General features: G+C 75.2%; 14 protein-coding genes. 3 read left to right on the forward strand and 11 right to left on the reverse strand.

Translation table 11 applies throughout. The annotated features are described in order from the left end of the window. From ACIP9D_RS29550 to recN, 4 genes are all read right to left on the reverse strand, one after another. A complete protein-coding gene (locus ACIP9D_RS29550; protein WP_400451308.1) occupies nt 1-861 on the reverse strand; it encodes a hypothetical protein in 861 nt (286 codons plus the stop codon). A gap of 55 nt (nt 862-916) precedes the next feature. After that, the gene (locus ACIP9D_RS29555; protein ID WP_350874534.1) at nt 917-1,855 is read right to left on the reverse strand and encodes a copper transporter; all 939 of its coding nucleotides are present in this window, start codon (nt 1,853-1,855) and stop codon (nt 917-919) included. A gap of 28 nt (nt 1,856-1,883) precedes the next feature. Continuing rightward, on the reverse strand, nt 1,884-3,062 hold the full coding sequence (steA, locus tag ACIP9D_RS29560; protein WP_350874533.1) for a putative cytokinetic ring protein SteA: 1,179 nt from the start codon (nt 3,060-3,062) through the stop codon (nt 1,884-1,886). Nucleotides 3,063-3,181: 119 nt separating this feature from the next. Then, nucleotides 3,182-4,939 (reverse strand): DNA repair protein RecN, encoded by a 1,758-nt coding sequence (gene recN / locus ACIP9D_RS29565; protein WP_350874532.1) that lies wholly within the window; start codon nt 4,937-4,939, stop codon nt 3,182-3,184. Between the two features lie 91 nt (nt 4,940-5,030). Here recN and ACIP9D_RS29570 point away from each other — a divergent pair, with 91 nt between their 5' ends. Then, nucleotides 5,031-6,014, forward strand: a complete 984-nt coding sequence (locus ACIP9D_RS29570) for a helix-turn-helix domain-containing protein (RefSeq protein ID WP_350874531.1) — start codon at nt 5,031-5,033, stop codon at nt 6,012-6,014. Between the two features lie 56 nt (nt 6,015-6,070). On the opposite strand, the gene ACIP9D_RS29575 is transcribed toward ACIP9D_RS29570, so the two are convergent. The 5 genes from ACIP9D_RS29575 to ACIP9D_RS29595 form a co-directional block, all read right to left on the reverse strand. Beyond that, nucleotides 6,071-9,793 carry a S8 family serine peptidase gene (locus ACIP9D_RS29575; protein ID WP_350874530.1) on the reverse strand — a complete coding sequence of 1,241 codons (3,723 nt, stop codon included), beginning with the start codon at nt 9,791-9,793 and terminating at the stop codon, nt 6,071-6,073. Between the two features lie 251 nt (nt 9,794-10,044). After that, nucleotides 10,045-10,929 (reverse strand): NAD kinase, encoded by an 885-nt coding sequence (locus ACIP9D_RS29580; protein WP_350874529.1) that lies wholly within the window; start codon nt 10,927-10,929, stop codon nt 10,045-10,047. Between the two features lie 82 nt (nt 10,930-11,011). Next, complete coding sequence (locus ACIP9D_RS29585; protein WP_350874528.1) at nt 11,012-11,866, reverse strand: TlyA family RNA methyltransferase; 855 nt, start codon at nt 11,864-11,866, stop codon at nt 11,012-11,014. Nucleotides 11,867-11,882: 16 nt separating this feature from the next. Further along, the gene (locus ACIP9D_RS29590) at nt 11,883-12,119 is read right to left on the reverse strand and encodes a hypothetical protein (RefSeq protein WP_350874527.1); all 237 of its coding nucleotides are present in this window, start codon (nt 12,117-12,119) and stop codon (nt 11,883-11,885) included. A gap of 148 nt (nt 12,120-12,267) precedes the next feature. Further along, nucleotides 12,268-12,960, reverse strand: coding sequence for a hypothetical protein (locus tag ACIP9D_RS29595; protein ID WP_350874526.1), 693 nt, complete (start codon nt 12,958-12,960; stop codon nt 12,268-12,270). Nucleotides 12,961-13,074: 114 nt separating this feature from the next. Between ACIP9D_RS29595 and ACIP9D_RS29600 the strand changes: the two genes are divergently transcribed. Beyond that, nucleotides 13,075-13,413, forward strand: coding sequence for an SCP2 sterol-binding domain-containing protein (locus tag ACIP9D_RS29600; RefSeq protein WP_350874525.1), 339 nt, complete (start codon nt 13,075-13,077; stop codon nt 13,411-13,413). Nucleotides 13,414-13,505: 92 nt separating this feature from the next. On the opposite strand, the gene ACIP9D_RS29605 is transcribed toward ACIP9D_RS29600, so the two are convergent. Both ACIP9D_RS29605 and ACIP9D_RS29610 read right to left on the reverse strand, forming a co-directional pair. Continuing rightward, entirely contained in the window at nt 13,506-14,525 is a 1,020-nt protein-coding gene (locus ACIP9D_RS29605) for an HAD-IIA family hydrolase (RefSeq protein ID WP_350874524.1), read from the reverse strand. Next, nucleotides 14,522-15,484, reverse strand: a complete 963-nt coding sequence (locus ACIP9D_RS29610) for a Replicase polyprotein 1ab (RefSeq protein WP_350874771.1) — start codon at nt 15,482-15,484, stop codon at nt 14,522-14,524. Before ACIP9D_RS29610 ends, ACIP9D_RS29605 begins: the two co-directional genes overlap by 4 nt. Here ACIP9D_RS29610 and ACIP9D_RS29615 point away from each other — a divergent pair. Continuing rightward, nucleotides 15,473-16,840: hypothetical protein (locus ACIP9D_RS29615; RefSeq protein ID WP_350874523.1), on the forward strand; the 1,368-nt coding region annotated here is incomplete at its 3' end. The two genes, ACIP9D_RS29610 and ACIP9D_RS29615, sit on opposite strands and share 12 nt — an antisense overlap.

A 16,840-nucleotide genomic window follows, 5' to 3' on the forward strand; every position in this document is an offset into this window, starting at 1 on the left:
TCAGTCGGCGCGTCGGCCCAGCGCGTCGAGCTCACGCAACCCGGGGGTTCGTTGGATCACCTGGGTGAAGCTGACCTTCTCGCTGGCCGCGGTGAGACCGGCGAGCACGGCGAGGACGCCGGCGCGGCCCAGCGGGCCGGTGCGGGCGGCGAGCGCGACGCCGAGCAGCGCGCCGAGGGCGTTCGCGCCGCTGTCGCCGAGCATCACCTCCTCGCCGAGGTCGGCCGGGAGCAGCCCGGCGGCGGCGCCGACCGCCCCGGCGGCGATCCCGCCGTGCGGGCCGCCGGTCAGCGGCGCGCCGAGCAGCAGGCCGGACTTGAGCGCCCGGCCGGGGCGCAGGTCGAGCAGGTTGAGCAGGTTGGCGGTGCCGGCGACCACGCCGGCGCCGAGCAGGACGTCGACGCCGCGCCCGAGCGCCCCCTGCTGCTGGCGGCGGCGGTGCCCGGCGACCCGGGGGTCGGCGGCGAGCAGCGCGGCCGCGCCGAGCCCGGCGGCGCCCACCCCGACGATCTTGACGAGGCCGGCGGTGACCCGGCCCTCGCGCAGCGCGGCGAGATGCCCGGTGAAGCCCTTGGCGGCCTTCTGCTCCGGTCGGGCGCCGACCACGTCGTCGTAGAGCCCCACGGCGCCGGCGCCGGCCCCGGCGACCAGCGCCGCGGCGCCGGCGGCGACGCTGGTGGCGCCGAGCGCCCCGGCGCCCGCCGCGCCGGCCGCGAGCGCGGGCCCGGCGGCGAGGGTGACCGTACGGCCGCGGAAGTTGGTCCGTTGCAGGGCGGGACCGGCCGGGGAGGTGCGCACCTGGCGCAGCGCGTACCGGGCGGCGGCCGCCCCGGCGCCGGCGGTCAACAGCCGGGCCAGCATCCTCACGCGGTGACTCCGATCGGCTCGTCGGCGGACATCCGGGGCTTCGGTTCGCTCACTGGGGCAGTTTAGGCAGCAGCGACGCGACGTTGTCGCCGACGCCGTACTGGCCGGCCTTCTTCTCGGTGAGCTGCTGCACCAGCGCGAGCGTGGTGACCAGCTGGCCCTGGATGGTGTTGGCGTTGTCGACGGTGGAGATGGTCTGCGAGAGCACCGGGTCGCCGCGCACGACGGCCACCAGGTTGCCGCCGGCCGAGCCGTTGCCGCCGACCACGATGGCGCCGGTCCGGTCGAACTGCTCGGCGATCTTGACGACCGACTCGTCCTTCTTGGCGGAGTCCTTGTCGACGTACGGCTGGCCGCTGACCACCACGACCGCCTCCGCCGGGCCGGTGACCCGGTCCTCGGTGGTGAGGTAGCCGGCGTTGGTGTAGGCGGCGACCACCGCCCGCCGGTCGGCCTCGCTGACCGGGGCGACCCCCGGCCGGTCCAGCAGCACGCTGGCCAGCAGGGCGCTGGAGGTCTCCACGCCGTGCCCGTTGCCGGGCAGGCCGCTGGTCTGCGCGCTGGTCGGGCGGGCGGCGGTGACCGCCAGCTCGAGCAGGTTGTTGTTGTTGTCCGGGTTGATGAACTTGTCCTGCAGGTCGACCCGGCCGGTGACGTCCGCCCCGGCCATCTGCAGCATCTTGAGCACGCCCTCGGTCTGGTCGCGTCCGGTGGGCAGGCTGAGCACCAGCACCCGGCGGCCGGCGAGCTTGCCGGGCAGGACGACCTGGGAGATCTCGGCCGCGAAGGCCTCCTCCGACTCCAGCTGCTTCTCGACGTTGTTGACCGTCTGGCGCATCTGCTGGTTGTCCTTGCGCAGCGCGGTGACCTGCTCCTTGAGCGAGTCGGCCACCGGACCGTTGAGGGCGGCCGTGCCGACCACCAGCCCGATGGCCAGGGCCAGGAACACCGCGGTCAGCGACACCACGTGGTACCGGAAGTTGATCACGCTTGCAGCCTCTTGATCGTCGGGGGAGCTAGAAGAGCTGGCCCAGCTGGAACACGAAATTGTCCCACCACTCGGAGACCACGCCCAGGTATGCCTTCCCGACCGTGGAGACGGCCACCGCGGAGGCCATCGCGGCGACCGCCGAGAGCACCAGCAGCAGCAGCGAGGAGCCGGAGATGCTCTGCCGGTAGAGCCGGCTCACGCCCTTGGCGTCGACCAGCTTGCCACCGACCTTGAGCCGGGTGAGGAACGTCGAGGCCATGCCGCCGCGGCCCTTGTCGAGGAACTCCACCAGGGTGGCGTGGGTGCCGACGGCGACCAGCAGCGAGGCGCCCTTCTCGTCGGCCAGCAGCATGGCGAGATCCTCGCTGGTCGCGGCGGCCGGAAAGAGCACCGCCGGGACGTCGAGCCCGGTCACCCGGGGCAGCCCGGGCGCCCGCCCGTCCGGGTAGGCGTGCACGATCACCTCGGCGCCGCAGCGCAGCACGTCGTCGGTGACCGAGTCCATGTCGCCGATGATCATGTCGGGGGTGTAGCCCGCCTCGACCAGCGCGTCGGCGCCGCCGTCGACGCCGATCAGCACCGGCTTGAACTCCCGGATGTAGGGGCGCAGCACGTCCAGGTCGGCCTTGTAGTCGTAGCCGCGGACCACGATCAGGCAGTGCCGCCCCTGGATCTGGGTCTCGATCTCCGGCACGCCCACGCCGTCGAGCAGCAGGTCGCGCTCCTGCTTGAGGTAGTCCATGGTGTTGGCGGCGAACGCCTCCAACTGCACCGAGAGCCCCTCCCGGGCATCGGCCATCGACTTGGCCACCGTCTCGGCGTCCTGCAGGTTGCCGTGCGCGACCGGCTCGTCACCGACGTAGACCGTGTTGCCCTCGATCCGCACGGTGTCGCCCTCGCGGATCCGCTCGAAGACCCCCTCGCCCAGGTCGTCCAGGAGCGGGATGCCCGCGCCGACCAGCACCTCCGGACCGAGGTTCGGATAGCGGCCGGAGACCGACGGCTTCGCGTTGAGTACCGCCGCGACGCCGACGGCAACCAGGGAATCCGCCGCGACCCGGTCCAGGTCGACGTGGTCGATCACCGCGATGTCACCGGGGCGCAGCCGGCCGACCAGGCGTTTCGTCCGGCGATCGAGGCGCGCGGTGCCGAGGAGAACACCGGGTACCGCGTTCCGGGTCCGGCGCAACGTGGGTAGACGCATCGTGACCATCCTGGCATGTGAGGCAGGCATTTCTGTCGCGACATGCCTGAGCAGGGCCGCCTACCCAGGGAAGCACACCAGAGCGCAGGCTGGTGTGCTTGCGCTCACAATACCGGCGGTCACGACCGCCTTTCCTTGGCGGCCACGGCCAGAAGCTCCTCGGCGTGTGCGATACCCAGATCCGAGTCTGGCAAACCCGCGAGCATCCGGGCCAGCTCCCGGGCGCGCTCGGTGTCCTCCACCACCCTGACCCCGCTCGTGGTCACCGCGCCCCCGGTGTCCTTCGCCACCACCAGGTGCCGGTCGGCGAACGCGGCGACCTGCGGCAGGTGGGTGACCACCAGCACCTGATGGCTGCGGGCGAGGCGGGCCAGCCGACGCCCGATCTCCACCGCCGCCTGACCGCCGACGCCGGCGTCGACCTCGTCGAAGACCAGGGTGGGCGGGCCGCCGGAGCCGGCGAAGACCACCTCGATGGCGAGCATCACCCGGGACAGCTCACCGCCGGAGGCCCCGCGCTGCAGCGGCAGCGCCGGCGCGCCCGGATGGGCCAGCAACCGCAGCTCGACCTCGTCACCGCCGTCGGGACCGACGCCCACCTCGACGCCGCCCACGGAAAGCGTCGGCTCGGCCCGACCGGCCGGCCGGGGCAGCACCGCCACCTCGATGCGGGCGTGCGGCATGGCCAGCCCGGCCAACTCGACGGTGACCTGCTCGGCGAACCGGACCGCCGCCTCCTGCCGGGACGCCGACACCCGACCGGCCAGCTCGGCCACCTCGGCGGCCAGGCGCTGCCCCTCGCGGTCCAGCTCGTCCAGCAGGTCGTCGGAGGTGTCCAGCTCGGACAGTCGGGTGCGGGCCCGCTCGGCCCAGGCGATCACCCCGTCGACGTCGTCGGCGTACTTGCGGGTCAGCCCGCGCAGCGCGGCCCGCCGCTCGTAGACGGCCTGCAGCCGGGCCGGGTCGGCGTCGAGCGTGGCGAGGTAGGCCGACAGCTCGGCGGAGACGTCGGTGACCAGGGTCGCCGCCTCCTCGAGCCGGGCCGCCAGCTCGCCCAGGGCCGGGTCGGTGCCGGTCTGCGCCTCGAGGGTGCGCCGGGCGGTGCCGAGCAGGGTGCTCGCGTCGGGGGTGTCGTCGGCCGCCTCCGCACCGCCGGCCACGCACTGCTGGGCGAGCTGCGCCGCGGTACGCAGCCCCTCGGCGTGCTCCAGCCGCTGGGCCTCGGCGCGCAGGTCGTCGTCCTCACCCGGCTGCGGGTCGACCCGGGTGATCTCGTCCAGGCCCAGCCGCAGCAGATCGGCCTCCTGGTTGCGCTCGCGGGCGTTGCGCCGCCGGTCGGTGAGGTCGTCGACCACCCGCCGCCAGCCCGTGTAGGCCTCCCGCAGCGCGTCGAGCAGCTTCTCGTGCTCCGGCCCGGCGAACCGGTCCAGCGCGGCCCGCTGCTCGGCCGGGCGCAGCAGCCGCAGCTGGTCGGACTGCCCGTGCACCGCGACCGCCTGCTCGCCGACCTCGCCGAGCATCGACACCGGCATGCTCCGGCCGCCCAGGTGCGCCCGAGACCGGCCCTCGACGGTGACCGTGCGGCTCAGCAGCAACGAGCCGTCGTCGTCGGGCTCGCCGCCGGCGTCACTGATCCGGGCGTGCACCGTCTCGGCCACCCGGCCGGCCAGGCGCAGCCGCCCCTCGACCATCGCCCGGCCGGGCTGGGCGCGCACCCGCCCGGCGTCGGCCCGGCCACCGAAGAGCAGGCCGAGGCCGGTCACCACCATGGTTTTGCCCGCACCGGTCTCGCCGGTGATGACGTTCATCCCGCCGGCCAACGGCAGGGTGGTGTCCTCGATGACGCCCAGTCCGGTGATGCGCAGCTCTTCCAGCACAGCAACCGACAGTAGACGCGAGGCCCGACAGTTGACCAGCCGGCGCGGGGTGCGTCGTGCTCCTGACGGCGGCGTCGTACAGTTCAGCCCCGTGTTGGACGTGATCGGCCTGACCGCAGGCGAGGAGGACCTCTACCGCAGCCTGGTGCAGCTCACCACGGCGCGGGTCGAGGAGCTGGCCGAGCGGCTGCGCCGCCCCCGCGCGGAGATCGTCGCCCAGCTCGACGCGCTGCGCGCGAAGGGGCTGGTGCTGCCGACCGGGCCGGAGCCGGACGCGCCGCTGCGGCCGCTGGCCCCGGACGTGGCGCTCGGTGGGGCGCTGCTGCGCCGGCAGGAGGCGTTGGAGGCGGCCCGCGCGGCGGTCACCCAGCTCACCGAGGATTACCGGGCCGGAATGCGCCGGCACGACGTCGACCACCTGGTCGAGGTGATCACCGGCGCGCAGGCGCTGCGCGAGCGCCTGCGTGACCTGCAGAACGCCGCCCGGGTCGAGGTGCTCTGGTTCTGCCGGGCGAGCCCGCTGGCCATGCTCGGTCAGGAGAACGTCGAGGAGTTCGACGCGCTGTCCCGCGGGGTGCGCTACCGGGCCATCTACGAACGCGAGATGCTCCTCGAACCGGGCGCGCTGGCCGATGTCGAGCAGGGCGTACGCGCCGGTGAGCAGGCCCGGGTCCTCGACCGGCTGCCGGTCCGGCTGGCCATCGTGGACGCTCGGACGGCGATCTGCCCGCTGGTGCCGAAGCCGGGCGACGGTGAGCCGAGCGCCGCGGTGATCGGCCGCAGTCAGCTGCTCGACGCGCTGCTCGCCCTCTTCGAGAGTCACTGGCTGATGGCCACGCCGCTGCGCTCGTCCGTCCCGCCGGTCGACCGCGGCGCCGAGGGCTACCGGCCCGACGCCGACGAGGCCCGGCTGCTGTCGCTCTTCGTGGCCGGGGTGCCGGACAAGTCCATCGCCTCGCAGCTGGGGGTGAGCCGGCGTACCGTGCAGCGCCGGCTCGCCGACCTGATGGCGGTCGCTGGCGTGGACACCCGGCCCGGGCTGGCCTTCCAGGTCGCCCGGCGCGGCTGGATCTGAACCACGAAGGGGCGGGACGGCCCAAGGCCGCCCCGCCCCGCCCCGCCCCGCGTGCGTCAGCGCAGCCCGTACGCGTCGATCACGGTCTGCTCGACGGTGTTGCCGGCCCGGTCGCCGGCGTGCACCCGCAGCGACACCGCGCCGCGGGCGGCGGGCACCGTGGCGGTGAACCGGGTGCCGGAGCCGTGCACCGACACCGACCGCCACTTCTTCCCGCCGTCGAACGACACCTCGACCCGCAGGCTGGTGCCGGTCGGCGCCGAGACGCCGGTCGGCTGGCGCAGGGTCAGCCCGAGCTTGTGCGACGTGCCGCCCCGCACCTCACCGCGCAGGTCGGCGGGGACCTGGTAGTCGACCTGGAGCAGCGGCAGCGCCTTGGCCGCGTCCCCGGCCGGGCGGGCCGAGGTGAACTGCCAGGACGTCTCGGTACGGGTGGCGTAGCGCCACTCGTCCGAGCTGCGCTGCGTGGCCAGGTCCAGCCGGTAGCGGGCCGACTTCTCCGTGGTGGGCACCGGCGCCCAGCCGCCGGAGAGGTCGGCGATCTGCTTGCCGTCGCGGCTGAGCCGGGCCTCGACGGTGTCCGCCTCCTCGCCGCCGCCGGCCGGGCTGTAGTTGCCCGCGGCGTCGACGAACTCGGCCACCCGCAGGTCCAGGGTGTCCCCGGTGCGGGTCGGCACCGGCACCCCGCCGCCGGCCGGCACGGCCGGCCGGACCACCGGGGCGTGCCAGCTCTCGGTGTCCCGGTCGTCGGCGGCGTAGCGCCGGGGCTGCTGGGTCAGCCCGCCGAGCAGCCGCCCCCAGGACCAGGTGATCCGGTGCAGCACCCGGTGCTGCCACCAGGCGTCCCCGGCGCTGACGAACTCCTGCCGGCTGGTGCCGGTACGCACCAGCCGCTGGTCGTCGTTCCAGGAGGTCTCCTGCCACGGGCGCCAGCCGAACCGCTGCTCGGTGGCCCACTCCGAGCCGCCGACGTCACCGTAGTCGGCGGTCACCTCGGCGGTGTTCTTCGCGGTGACCGTGTGCACGATCCGCTCCGGCACCCGGCCCTTCGAAACCTGCCACACGTCGTACAGGTAGGGGCTGTCGACGGTCAGCGTCAGGTCGATCGTCGCCCGACCCTTGCGGGCCGCCACGATCAACCGCTGGCCGTCGTCGTTCGCCACCGCCATCGAGGGAAGGGCCAGCCGTTCCCCCTGCGGGTTCCAGACCGTCCACGCGCTCTGGTCCGCCGGGCGGACGATGAGCACCGACTTCGCACCGGCCGCCGCGGCCGCCGCGATCTGCTCCTCCTCCGAGGCGTCCGGGTCGGTGACCAGCAGCGCCGCGGCGCCGCGCACCCGGGTCAGCTCGGCCGGGGTGCCGGTACCGGCCCAGACCAGCGGCAGCTTCTGCCGGCCGGTCGGCGCCGGCGAGTAGCCCATCAGGTTGATGTCCAGCGGACCGGACACCCCGCTGATCTTGGCGTCCACCATCGGGGCGACCAGTTGCCAGCGCGAGGAGAACTCGAACTCGCCCTGGCGCACCGCGCGGGTCGGCGTGACGTTTACCTGCTGGATCGTGCTGAAGGTCATCACGCCGTGGTCGACCTGCCGGCCGTTGCCGAAGATCCGGTGCTCGTAGAAGCTGATCGCGGCTCGCTGCTCGGCCGGCTTCGGCGTCTCGATCCGCACCGGGGTGCCCTTGCGGGGGTCGAGCACCACCGTGACGTCCCGGGTGACCATCAGCTCCGGGTCGGTGGCCAGGGTGATCTGCTCGTCCAGCGGCGCGCCGTGCTCGATCAGCGCCTCGACCAGGTACGGGCCCTCCTCGACCTGGACCTGCGTCTCACCGCCGACCCAGCCGATGAAGTCGGACTCGGGCTGCTCGCCGAAGAGGGTGAGCACCGGCGCCAGGCCCGGCTGTCCCTGCAGGTCCAGCACCTTCACGGTGACCGTGTGCACCGGGCCGCTCAGGGTGAGCCCGACGGCGGTACGCACCGCGACGCCGTCCGCGCCGGTGGCCACCAGCCACCCGCCGTGCGGGCCGCGGGCCAGCTTCGCCGGGTCCGCGCGCAGCGGCACGGCCACGCTGCCGCCGGCCGGCACGGTCACCTCGCCGCCGCCGACGGTGACCCCGTCGGGCTCGGCCACGCCACTGTCCAGGTTGCGCAGCTCCAGGGCCAGCCGCAGGGTCTGCGGGGCCGCGGTGCCGTTGGTGTACGTGACGCTCCGCTCGACCGTCGCGCCGCCGGTGGAGATGCGACCGAAGTCGGCGGTGGCCGAGCCGTACACCCGCTGGGACAGCGCCCGGGCCACATCGACCCGGCCGCCGCCCTGCTCGAAGACGGTCAGCTCCGGGTTCGCCTTGGTGGTGCTGACCAGCGCGTCCTTGAGCTTCCCGGCGGTCCAGTCCGGGTGGTCCTGGGCGAGGATCGCGGCCGCGCCGGCGACGTGCGGGGTGGCCATCGAGGTGCCGGACGCGGTGGTGTACGCGTCGCCGACCGGCGTACCCATGGTGGTGCCGGCGGCCCGGGCGGCGATGATGCCGACGCCCGGCGCGGTGATCTCCGGCTTCAGGCCGTTGTCGCCGAGGCGCGGGCCGCGGCTGGAGAAGTCGGCGAGGTTGTCGTCGCGGTCCACCGCGCCGACGGTGAGCGCCGCGGTGGCCGCGCCCGGCGAGCCGACGGAACGCGGCGTGCCCTCGTTGCCCGCGGCGATGACGAAGAGCGCCCCGGTCTCGGCGGTCAGGTCGTTGACCGCCTGGCTCATCGGGTCGGTGCCGTCGCTCGCGGAGCCGCCGAGGCTCATGCTGACCACCTTCGCGCCGGAGTGGGCGGCCCACTCCATGCCCGCGATGATGGACGAGCTGTAGCCGGAGCCGCCGTCGTCGAGCACCTTGCCGACCAGCAGCTGCGCGCCGGGGGCGACGCCCTTGCGCAACCCGTCCGAGGCGGCGCCGCTGCCGGCGATGGTGGCCGCCACGTGGGTGCCGTGGCCGTGCCCGTCGCGGGCGCTGCCGCTGCCGGAGAAGTCCTGCGCCTCGGCGATCCGACCGGCCAGGTCAGGGTGGGTCGAGTCGACGCCGGTGTCGAGCACCGCGACCCGGACGCCCTTGCCGTCCCGGCCGGCGGCCCAGGCCGCCGGAGCGCCGATCTGCGGCACGCTGTGCTCCAGCGCCGGGCGGACCTTCCCGTCCAGCCAGATCCGGTCGACACCGGCGCCGAGCCGGGCCGGCGAACCGGCGGTACGGGCCTGCGGGGTGGCGCGCAGCGTCGTCCACAGGCCACCGAGGTCGCCCTTGCCGACCCGCAGCGCCGCGCCGTTGATGCTCTCCAGCGGGCGGGCGTCGGTGGCGCCGGCGAGCGGCCGGACCCGACCGGCCGCCGGCTCCTGGTAGCGGACGATCAGCGGCAGCGAGCCCTGCGCGGCGTCGCCGTACCCGTTGGCGGCCAACTCCTGCACGTCGAACAGGTCGGGGTCGAGCACCCCGGCGGAGAGGTACGGCACGACGTCGCTGGGCAGCACCCGCACCCCGCCGTCGGCCTCGACGGTGTGGAAGGTGATCCGCTCGCGGCCGGGGCCGGGTCGGACGGTGGCGGCGACCCGGCCGGGCGCCGCCTGGACGAGGTCGACCTGGTCGCCGGTGATCAAGGTGATGTGGATGGGCGCGGTGCCCGGGGCGGGCGTGGCCGGGGTAGGGCCAGTGGGCCGGGCGGACGGATCGGCGGACGCCGGTGCGGCGAGTCCGACGACCAACGCGCCGACCGCGCCGGCGGCGAGCCAGCGAGGGGGCCTGTGCATGCGATGCGCTCCTCTACTCCAGGGGCCGGTCTCTGGTAAAGATCGACCGATCGGAGTTTGCGGCGCAGATCACTGCACGGTCACTAGCTGCGGGCCGCCGCACCGGCGACATGTCGCCAGGTGGACATCCGGCGGGCACCTGACGGACCCGCAGATGTCCGGCAGGTTACCGCCGAGATCGTGGTGCCTTCAGGGCCGTCGCCGGGTCCGCGACAGCGCACGATCGGCGCCGGTCCGGCGGCACGAATGCGTCAGCGACGCGAGCCACGCCAGCCGTGCACCGGCAACCCGAACTTGGCCACCAACCGGTCGGTGAACGGCCGGTCGCGCAGCCGGACGATCCGCACCGGCAGCGCGCCCCGGCGCACCGTCACCCGGGCGCCCGGCGGCAGGTCGTAGACCCGCCGCCCGTCACAGGAGAGCACCGCGAGGGTGGTGAACGGGTCCACGGTGATCACGAAGGTCGACGTCGGCGCGGTCACCAACGGCCGGCTGAACAGCGCGTGCGCGCTGATCGGCACCAGCAGCAGCGCCTCCACCTCCGGCCAGACCACCGGCCCCCCGCCGGAGAACGCGTACGCGGTGGAACCGGTGGGGGTCGCGCAGACCACCCCGTCGCAGCCGTAGCGCGACAGCGGCCGGCCGTCCACGTCGACAAGGAGCTCGAGCATCTGGGCCCGCTCCCCCTTCTCGACGCTGATCTCGTTGAGCGCCCAGGACTCGATCGTCGGCCCGCCGTCGAACTCGGCGGTGACATCGAGGGTGAGCCGCTCGTCGACGGTGTAGTTGCGCGAAACCACGTCGCGTACCGCGCTGTCCAGGTCCCCGATCTCGGCCTCGGCGAGGAAGCCGACCTTGCCGAGGTTGATGCCGAGCAGCGGCGCCTTGGCCGGCCGGGCCAGCTCCGCCGCCCGCAGGAACGTGCCGTCCCCGCCGAGCGCGAAGACGATCTCGGCGCCGTCGGCGGCCTCCAGCCCGGTCACCGGGACGACGCCGGGCAGGTCGAGGTCGTCGGCCTCCTCGGCCACCACGCGTACCTCGAAACCGGCGGCGATCAGATCGCCGGCCACCGCCCGGGCGTGCTCGGTGCTGCGTCGCCGGCCGGTGTGGGTGACCAGCAGGGCGGTCCGGCTCACCGGGCCCGCCCTGAGGTCGCGGCGCACCGCCGGCCGGCGACCGGCCGGTCCGCGCCCGCCGTGCAACGCCCGCTCCTCGCGCTCACCCTGCGACCTCCTCCGCCGCCGAGCCCGGCACCGCGCCGGACGTCGTGGGGCCTTCCGGCCCGGCCGCGACCACCGCCCGCACCCGTTGCGGGTCGGCCGGCGACGCGTCCCGGCGTAACCATACGAAGAACTCGACGTTGCCGCTCGGCCCCGGCAGCGGGCTGGCGGCCACGTCCGCCAGGCCCAGCCCGAGCTGCTCGGCGGCCGCGGCCACGTCGAGCACCGCCTCGGCGCGCAACTCCGGGTCGCGGACCACCCCGCCGGCGCCCACCCGTTCCTTGCCGACCTCGAACTGCGGCTTCACCATCAGCGCCAGATCACCGTCGGCCTGGGTGCAGCCGGCCAGCGCCGGGAGCACCAACCGCAGCGAGATGAACGACAGGTCGGCGACGGTCAGGTCCACCGGCCCGCCGATGGTCTCCGGGGTGAGCGAACGGACGTTGGTGCGCTCGTGCACCCGCACCCGCTCGTCGGTACGCAGCGGCCACGCGAGCTGCCCGTAGCCGACGTCCACCGCGACCACCTCGGCCGCACCGGCGCGCAGCAGCACGTCGGTGAACCCGCCCGTCGACGCCCCGGCGTCCAGGCAACGCCGGCCGGCGACCCGCAGCCCGCCGAACGCCGTCAGCGCGCCGGCCAGCTTGTGCCCGCCTCGGGAGACGTACTCGGAACTCGGGTCCTCGCCGGTGACCAGCAGCGGGTCGGCGGGGTCGACCATCGCGGCCGGCTTGCGGGCCTGCACTCCGCGCAGCTGGACCCGGCCGGCCTCCACCAGCGCGGCGGCCTGCTCCCGGGAGCGGGCCAGGCCGCGGCGGACGAGCTCGGCGTCCAGCCGGTTGCGACGTGCCATGGGTGGTTCTCCGGTCTCAGGACTGGTCGATGGTGGCGAGGGTCTCGCGCAGCGTCTGGTAGGCCGCCTCGTACTGGGCGATCTGATCGGCCGGGGCGAGCGACGCCGCGTTGATCATCGCTTGGACGGCCGCGTCGACCGCCGGGTGCCCCCGCTCGTCCAGGTCGTCGCCGAGGGCCGACGACGGCGCACCGCCACCGGGCGGCGGGCCGGGTCGCACCCCGGGCGGCGGTGCGGGCCGGGCTGCGGGCATGCCACCCGGCGGCGGCCCGGGGCGGACCGCTGACGGTTCACCGGGCGGCAGGCCAGGACGGGCCGACGGCGGTGGGCCGGGGCGGCCGGCCGGCGGTGGGCCCGGGGGAAGCGGACCGGTCACGACCGACCCCGGCAGGTCGGGCGGGTCACTCGGCACCGCCCGGCTGCTGCTTGCGGGCCACCTTCTGCGGCGGCCGGGCCGGCTCGGCGTCCCCGCCGGTGGGGGTGAGTGCGGCCGGCGACTTGCGTGCCACCGCCTTGCCAGGCTCGGCCTTCTTGGCCACCGCCTTCTTCGCGACCGCCTTCTTCGCGACGGCCTTCTTCGCCACGGCCTTCTTGGCCGGTGGCGCGGAGACCGGCGCGCCGAGCGACTCGGTGGACGGCACCGGACCCGGGCCGGTGCTCGGCTCCGCCGACGGTTTCGGACCGGTCTGCGTGGCGGTCACCGGGGCCGGGGCGCGCCGCGGCCCGGCCGGCGCCTCCGCGGCGGCCTGCGGCGCGCTGGCGGCCGGCGCGGCGACATCTGGCGTGCCCGCGGCCCGGGCCTCGCGCAGCTGCCGGTCCAGCTCGTGCACCCGACGGGTCAGTTCGGCGACCTCCTCGGCGGTGGCGAGCCCGACCGCGCCGAGCGCCCGGTCGACCTCGAACCGGACGAGCTTGGTCAGCGCGTCCCGGTTCGCCGCGCTGGTGGAGACGAGCTCCTCGCCGAGCGCCTGGAGCTGCGCGGCGGTCGCGCCGCCCGACCCGACCAGTCGGCGGACCACGTCCTGGGCCTTCTTCCGGGGCGCCTCCGTCAGGCCCATGGCCAGCTCGAGGTAGGCGCGCCACGCGTCCTGCATGCCTGAGTCCTTCCACGGGGCGGGCGTGTGCAGGTGTCACGCTACCGGGCACCCGGGACCGGCCTGTGCGGTACGGTGCCGGGGACGGCGTGGCGTAGGGCGAGGAGGCGGCGAGTGGCCAGCGTGGACGAGTGTCGGCAGGCGTTGCGGGAGCTAGCCGCCCGGCTCGACAGCAACGCCGAGACGGTGCGCGAGCGCGTCGACCTCGATCGCACGCTCGCCTGCCGGATCACCGACCTGGAGACCGCGTTCCACGGCCGGATCGCCGACGGCCGGCTGCTCGACCTGACCGACGGCGACGACCCGAAAGCCAAGATCGCGCTCAGCACCAGCAGCGACGACCTGGTCGCGCTGGTCGCGGGCAATCTCGACATCGCCCGCGCGGTCGCGTCCCGCCGGGTGTCGATCAAGGCGAACCCGTTCGACCTGATGAAGCTGCGCAAGCTGCTCTGAGTCGCCCGCAGGCTGAGCCGCGCGCGTCGACGCTCGGCTGAATGGTGCTTCAGGTCGCGAGGCCGAGCGCGGTCAGCGCCCGGGGGCGGTGCTCAGGTCGCGAGGCCGAGCGCGGTCAGCGCCCGGGTGGCGTCCGGCGAGCCGGCGCGGATCGGCGGGACCGCCGGCGCCGACCATGCCGCCGCGCAGAGCGCGGCGAGGGCGTCCAGCGGCCGTCCCGCTCCGCTCAGCTCCAGACCGCCGTCGCGGGCGGTCACCGACCAGCCCTCGGCGTCCGCCGCGCCCGGTACCCGCACCACGGCTGCCGGGTCGAAGAGCCCGGCCAGGTCGTGCGCGACGAAGGTGGGGCGGCGGGCCGGCTCGGCGGCGAGCAGTTCGGGTACGTCGCTGACGCCGGTGAGCACGAGCAGGCTGTCCAGCCCGGCCCGGCGGGCGCCCTCGATGTCGGTGTCCAGCCGGTCCCCGACCACCAGGGTCCGACCGTCGTCGATCCGGCGGGCGGCGGTGGCGAAGAGTTCCGGTTCGGGCTTGCCGACCACGACGTCCGGCTCGCGGCCGAGCGCGGTGCGCAGCACGGCCACCAGGGCACCGTTGCCGGGCAGTGGTCCCCGCCCGCTGGGCAGGGTGCGGTCGGTGTTGGTGGCGATCCAGGTAGCGCCACCGCGGACCGCCACCGTCGCCTCGGCCAGGTTGGTCCAGCCGACCTGGGGCCCGTACCCCTGCACCACCGCGTGCGGCTTCTCGTCGGCCCGGTCCACCGGGCTGAGGCCGACCGCGGCGATCTCCGCCCGCAGCGCCTCGGCGCCGACCACCAGCACGGGGGCGCCGGCCGGTAGCCGGTCCCGGAGCAGCTCGGCGGCGGCCGCCGCGGAGGTCAGCACCTCCTCGGGCCCGGCCGGCACGCCCATCCCACTGAGCAGGTCGGCCACCTCGCTCGACCGGCGGGAGGCGTTGTTCGTCGCGTACGCGACCGCCCGGCCCTCAGCGTGCAGGCGGCCGACCGCCTCGACCGCGCCGGGGATCGGCCGGTCGATCAGGTAGATCACACCGTCCAGGTCGAAGACGACCTGGGCGTACCCGTCGACCAGCCGCGCCCCGGCGTCAGTGGTCACCGGGCGACCGGACCCGTCTCGTCATGGCCCGCCGGAGCGTCCGCTCCGGCGCGCACGGTCAGGTCGGGGTCGTCCGCCCCGCCGCTGCCGAGCGCGTCGTCACGGGTCACCGTCCTGAGGTCAGCATCGTCATCGGATGCCTCGTCGTCGCGGTCGGCCGCGCCGCCACCAACCGATGCCTCGTCGTCGCCGTCAACCGATGCCGTGTCATCGTCGTCGGCCGGCGCCTCGTCGTCGTCGGCCGCCTCCGGGAGCACCTCGGCGGGCGCGTCCGGCTCGGCGTCGTCGCTCACGAGGTCGGTGTCCGGGCGGGCCGGCACGGTGCCGGGCGTACCCGGACCGGCGGCGATCTCCTCCGCCGGCTCCTCGTCCTCGTCGTCGCCCTCGATGACCACCCCGTCGAGTTCGAGCAGCCGCTCGGCGGCGTCGGTCTCACTCTCGGTGTCCACCTCGGAGGCGCGAGCGAACCACTCCCGAGCCTCCTCGCGGCGGTCGACCGCGAGCAGCGCATCGGCGTACGCGTAGCGGAGCCGGGCCGTCCACGGCTCGGCCGCGTCGGTGGTCAGCTCGCGGACCTGGAGCATGGCGACCGCGGCGTCCTTCTGGCCGAGGTCCCCACGCGCCCCGGCGGCGACGATCAGCAGCTCGATGGCGACGGCCTGGTCGAGCGCGTCCCGGTCGGCGCCGCGGAACAGGTCGATGGCCCGCTCCGGCCGGCCGAGCGCGCGCTCGCAGTCGGCCAGCACCGCCAAGTGGCTCTGCAGGCCGGTCATCCGGTGGTACGTCCGCAGCTCGGCGATGGCGGTCTGCCACTCGCCGGCGTGGTACGCGGCCAGGCCGACGGCCTCCCGCACCGCGGAGATCCGAGACGCCAGCCGTCGGGCGGCCAGCGCGTGCGCCAGCGCCTCGGCCGGGTCCTCGTCGATCAGCTGACCGGTCGCCACCAGGTGGCGGGCCACGGTCTCCGCGACCGGCTTGGCCAGCGACAGCAGCTCGGCACGGACGTCCTTGTCCAGGTCGGTCGCGACGATCTCGTCCGGCAACGCGGGGGCCGTACCGCCCTCGCCCGCCCGCTCCGGACGCGCCCCGCGCTCATCCTCGCGGCGCCGGTCACCGAAGCCGCCTTCGCGCCGGCGGTCGTCGAAGCCCCGGTCGTCCCGGCGCGGCCGCTCGCCGCCCCGGAAGCCGCTCTCACGGTCACCACCACGGAAGCCGCCCTCGCGACGGTCACCACCACGGAAGCCACCCTCGCGACGCTCGCCGCCCCGGTAGCCGCCCTCGCGGGACGCACCGCCCTGGTAGCCGCCTTCGCGACGGTCACCGCCACGGAAGCCACCCTCGCGACGCTCGCCGCCCTGGTAGCCACCCTCGCGACGGTCACCGCCACGGAAGCCGCCTTCACGACGATCGCCGCCACGGAAGCCACCCTCGCGCGGAGCGCCGTCACGGTCGCCACCGCGGAAGCCGCCCTCACGGCGGTCACCGCCACGGAAGCCGCCCTCGCGCGGCGGACCCGACCGGTAGCCACCCTCACGGCGCTCACCGCCACGGAAGCCACCTTCGCGGGGCGCGCCGTCACGGTCGCCACCACGGAAACCACCCTCACGGCGCTCGCCGCCACGGAAGCCACCCTCGCGGGGCGCGCCGTCACGGTCACCGCCGCGGAAACCGCCCTCACGGCGGTCACCGCCACGGAAGCCACCTTCGCGGGGCGCGCCGTCACGGTCGCCGCCGCGGAAGCCACCCTCACGGCGGTCACCGCCACGGAAGCCACCCTCACGGCGGTCGCCGCCACGGAAGCCACCTTCGCGGGGCGCGCCGTCACGGTCGCCACCACGGAAGCCACCCTCACGGCGGTCGCCGCCACGGAAGCCGCCCTCGCGGGGCGCGCCGTCACGGTCGCCACCACGGAAACCGCCCTCGCGACGATCGCCGCCACGGAAGCCGCCCTCGCGGGGCGCGCCGTCACGGTCGCCACCACGGAAACCGCCCTCACGACGGTCGCCACCGCGGAAGCCACCTTCACGACGGTCACCGCCCTGGCCCTCACGACGGTCTCCACCGCGGTAGCCGCCCTCGCGGTCACCACCGCGGAAGCCGCCCTCACGACGATCGCCGCCACGGAAGCCACCTTCACGGCGGTCGCCGCCACGGAAGCCACCTTCGCGGGGCGCGCCGTCACGGTCGCCACCACGGAAGCCACCCTCGCGACGGTCACCGCCGCGGAAGCCGCCCTCACGACGATCGCCGCCACGGAAGCCACCTTCACGGCGGTCGCCGCCACGGAAGCCACCTTCGCGGGGCGCGCCGTCACG

The sequence above is a fragment of the Micromonospora sp. NPDC093243 genome (assembly GCF_044753725.1).
Lineage (GTDB): Bacteria > Actinomycetota > Actinomycetes > Mycobacteriales > Micromonosporaceae > Micromonospora.

Coding starts and splice junctions, on each gene's coding strand:
- ACIP9D_RS29550 (WP_400451308.1), bottom strand. CDS start 861: ATGCTGGCCCGGCTGTTGACCGCCGGCGCCGGGGCGGCCGCCGCCCGG.
- steA (WP_350874533.1), bottom strand. CDS start 3,062: ATGCGTCTACCCACGTTGCGCCGGACCCGGAACGCGGTACCCGGTGTT.
- ACIP9D_RS29575 (WP_350874530.1), bottom strand. CDS start 9,793: ATGCACAGGCCCCCTCGCTGGCTCGCCGCCGGCGCGGTCGGCGCGTTG.
- ACIP9D_RS29585 (WP_350874528.1), bottom strand. CDS start 11,866: ATGGCACGTCGCAACCGGCTGGACGCCGAGCTCGTCCGCCGCGGCCTG.
- ACIP9D_RS29590 (WP_350874527.1), bottom strand. CDS start 12,119: ATGCCCGCAGCCCGGCCCGCACCGCCGCCCGGGGTGCGACCCGGCCCG.
- ACIP9D_RS29595 (WP_350874526.1), bottom strand. CDS start 12,960: ATGCAGGACGCGTGGCGCGCCTACCTCGAGCTGGCCATGGGCCTGACG.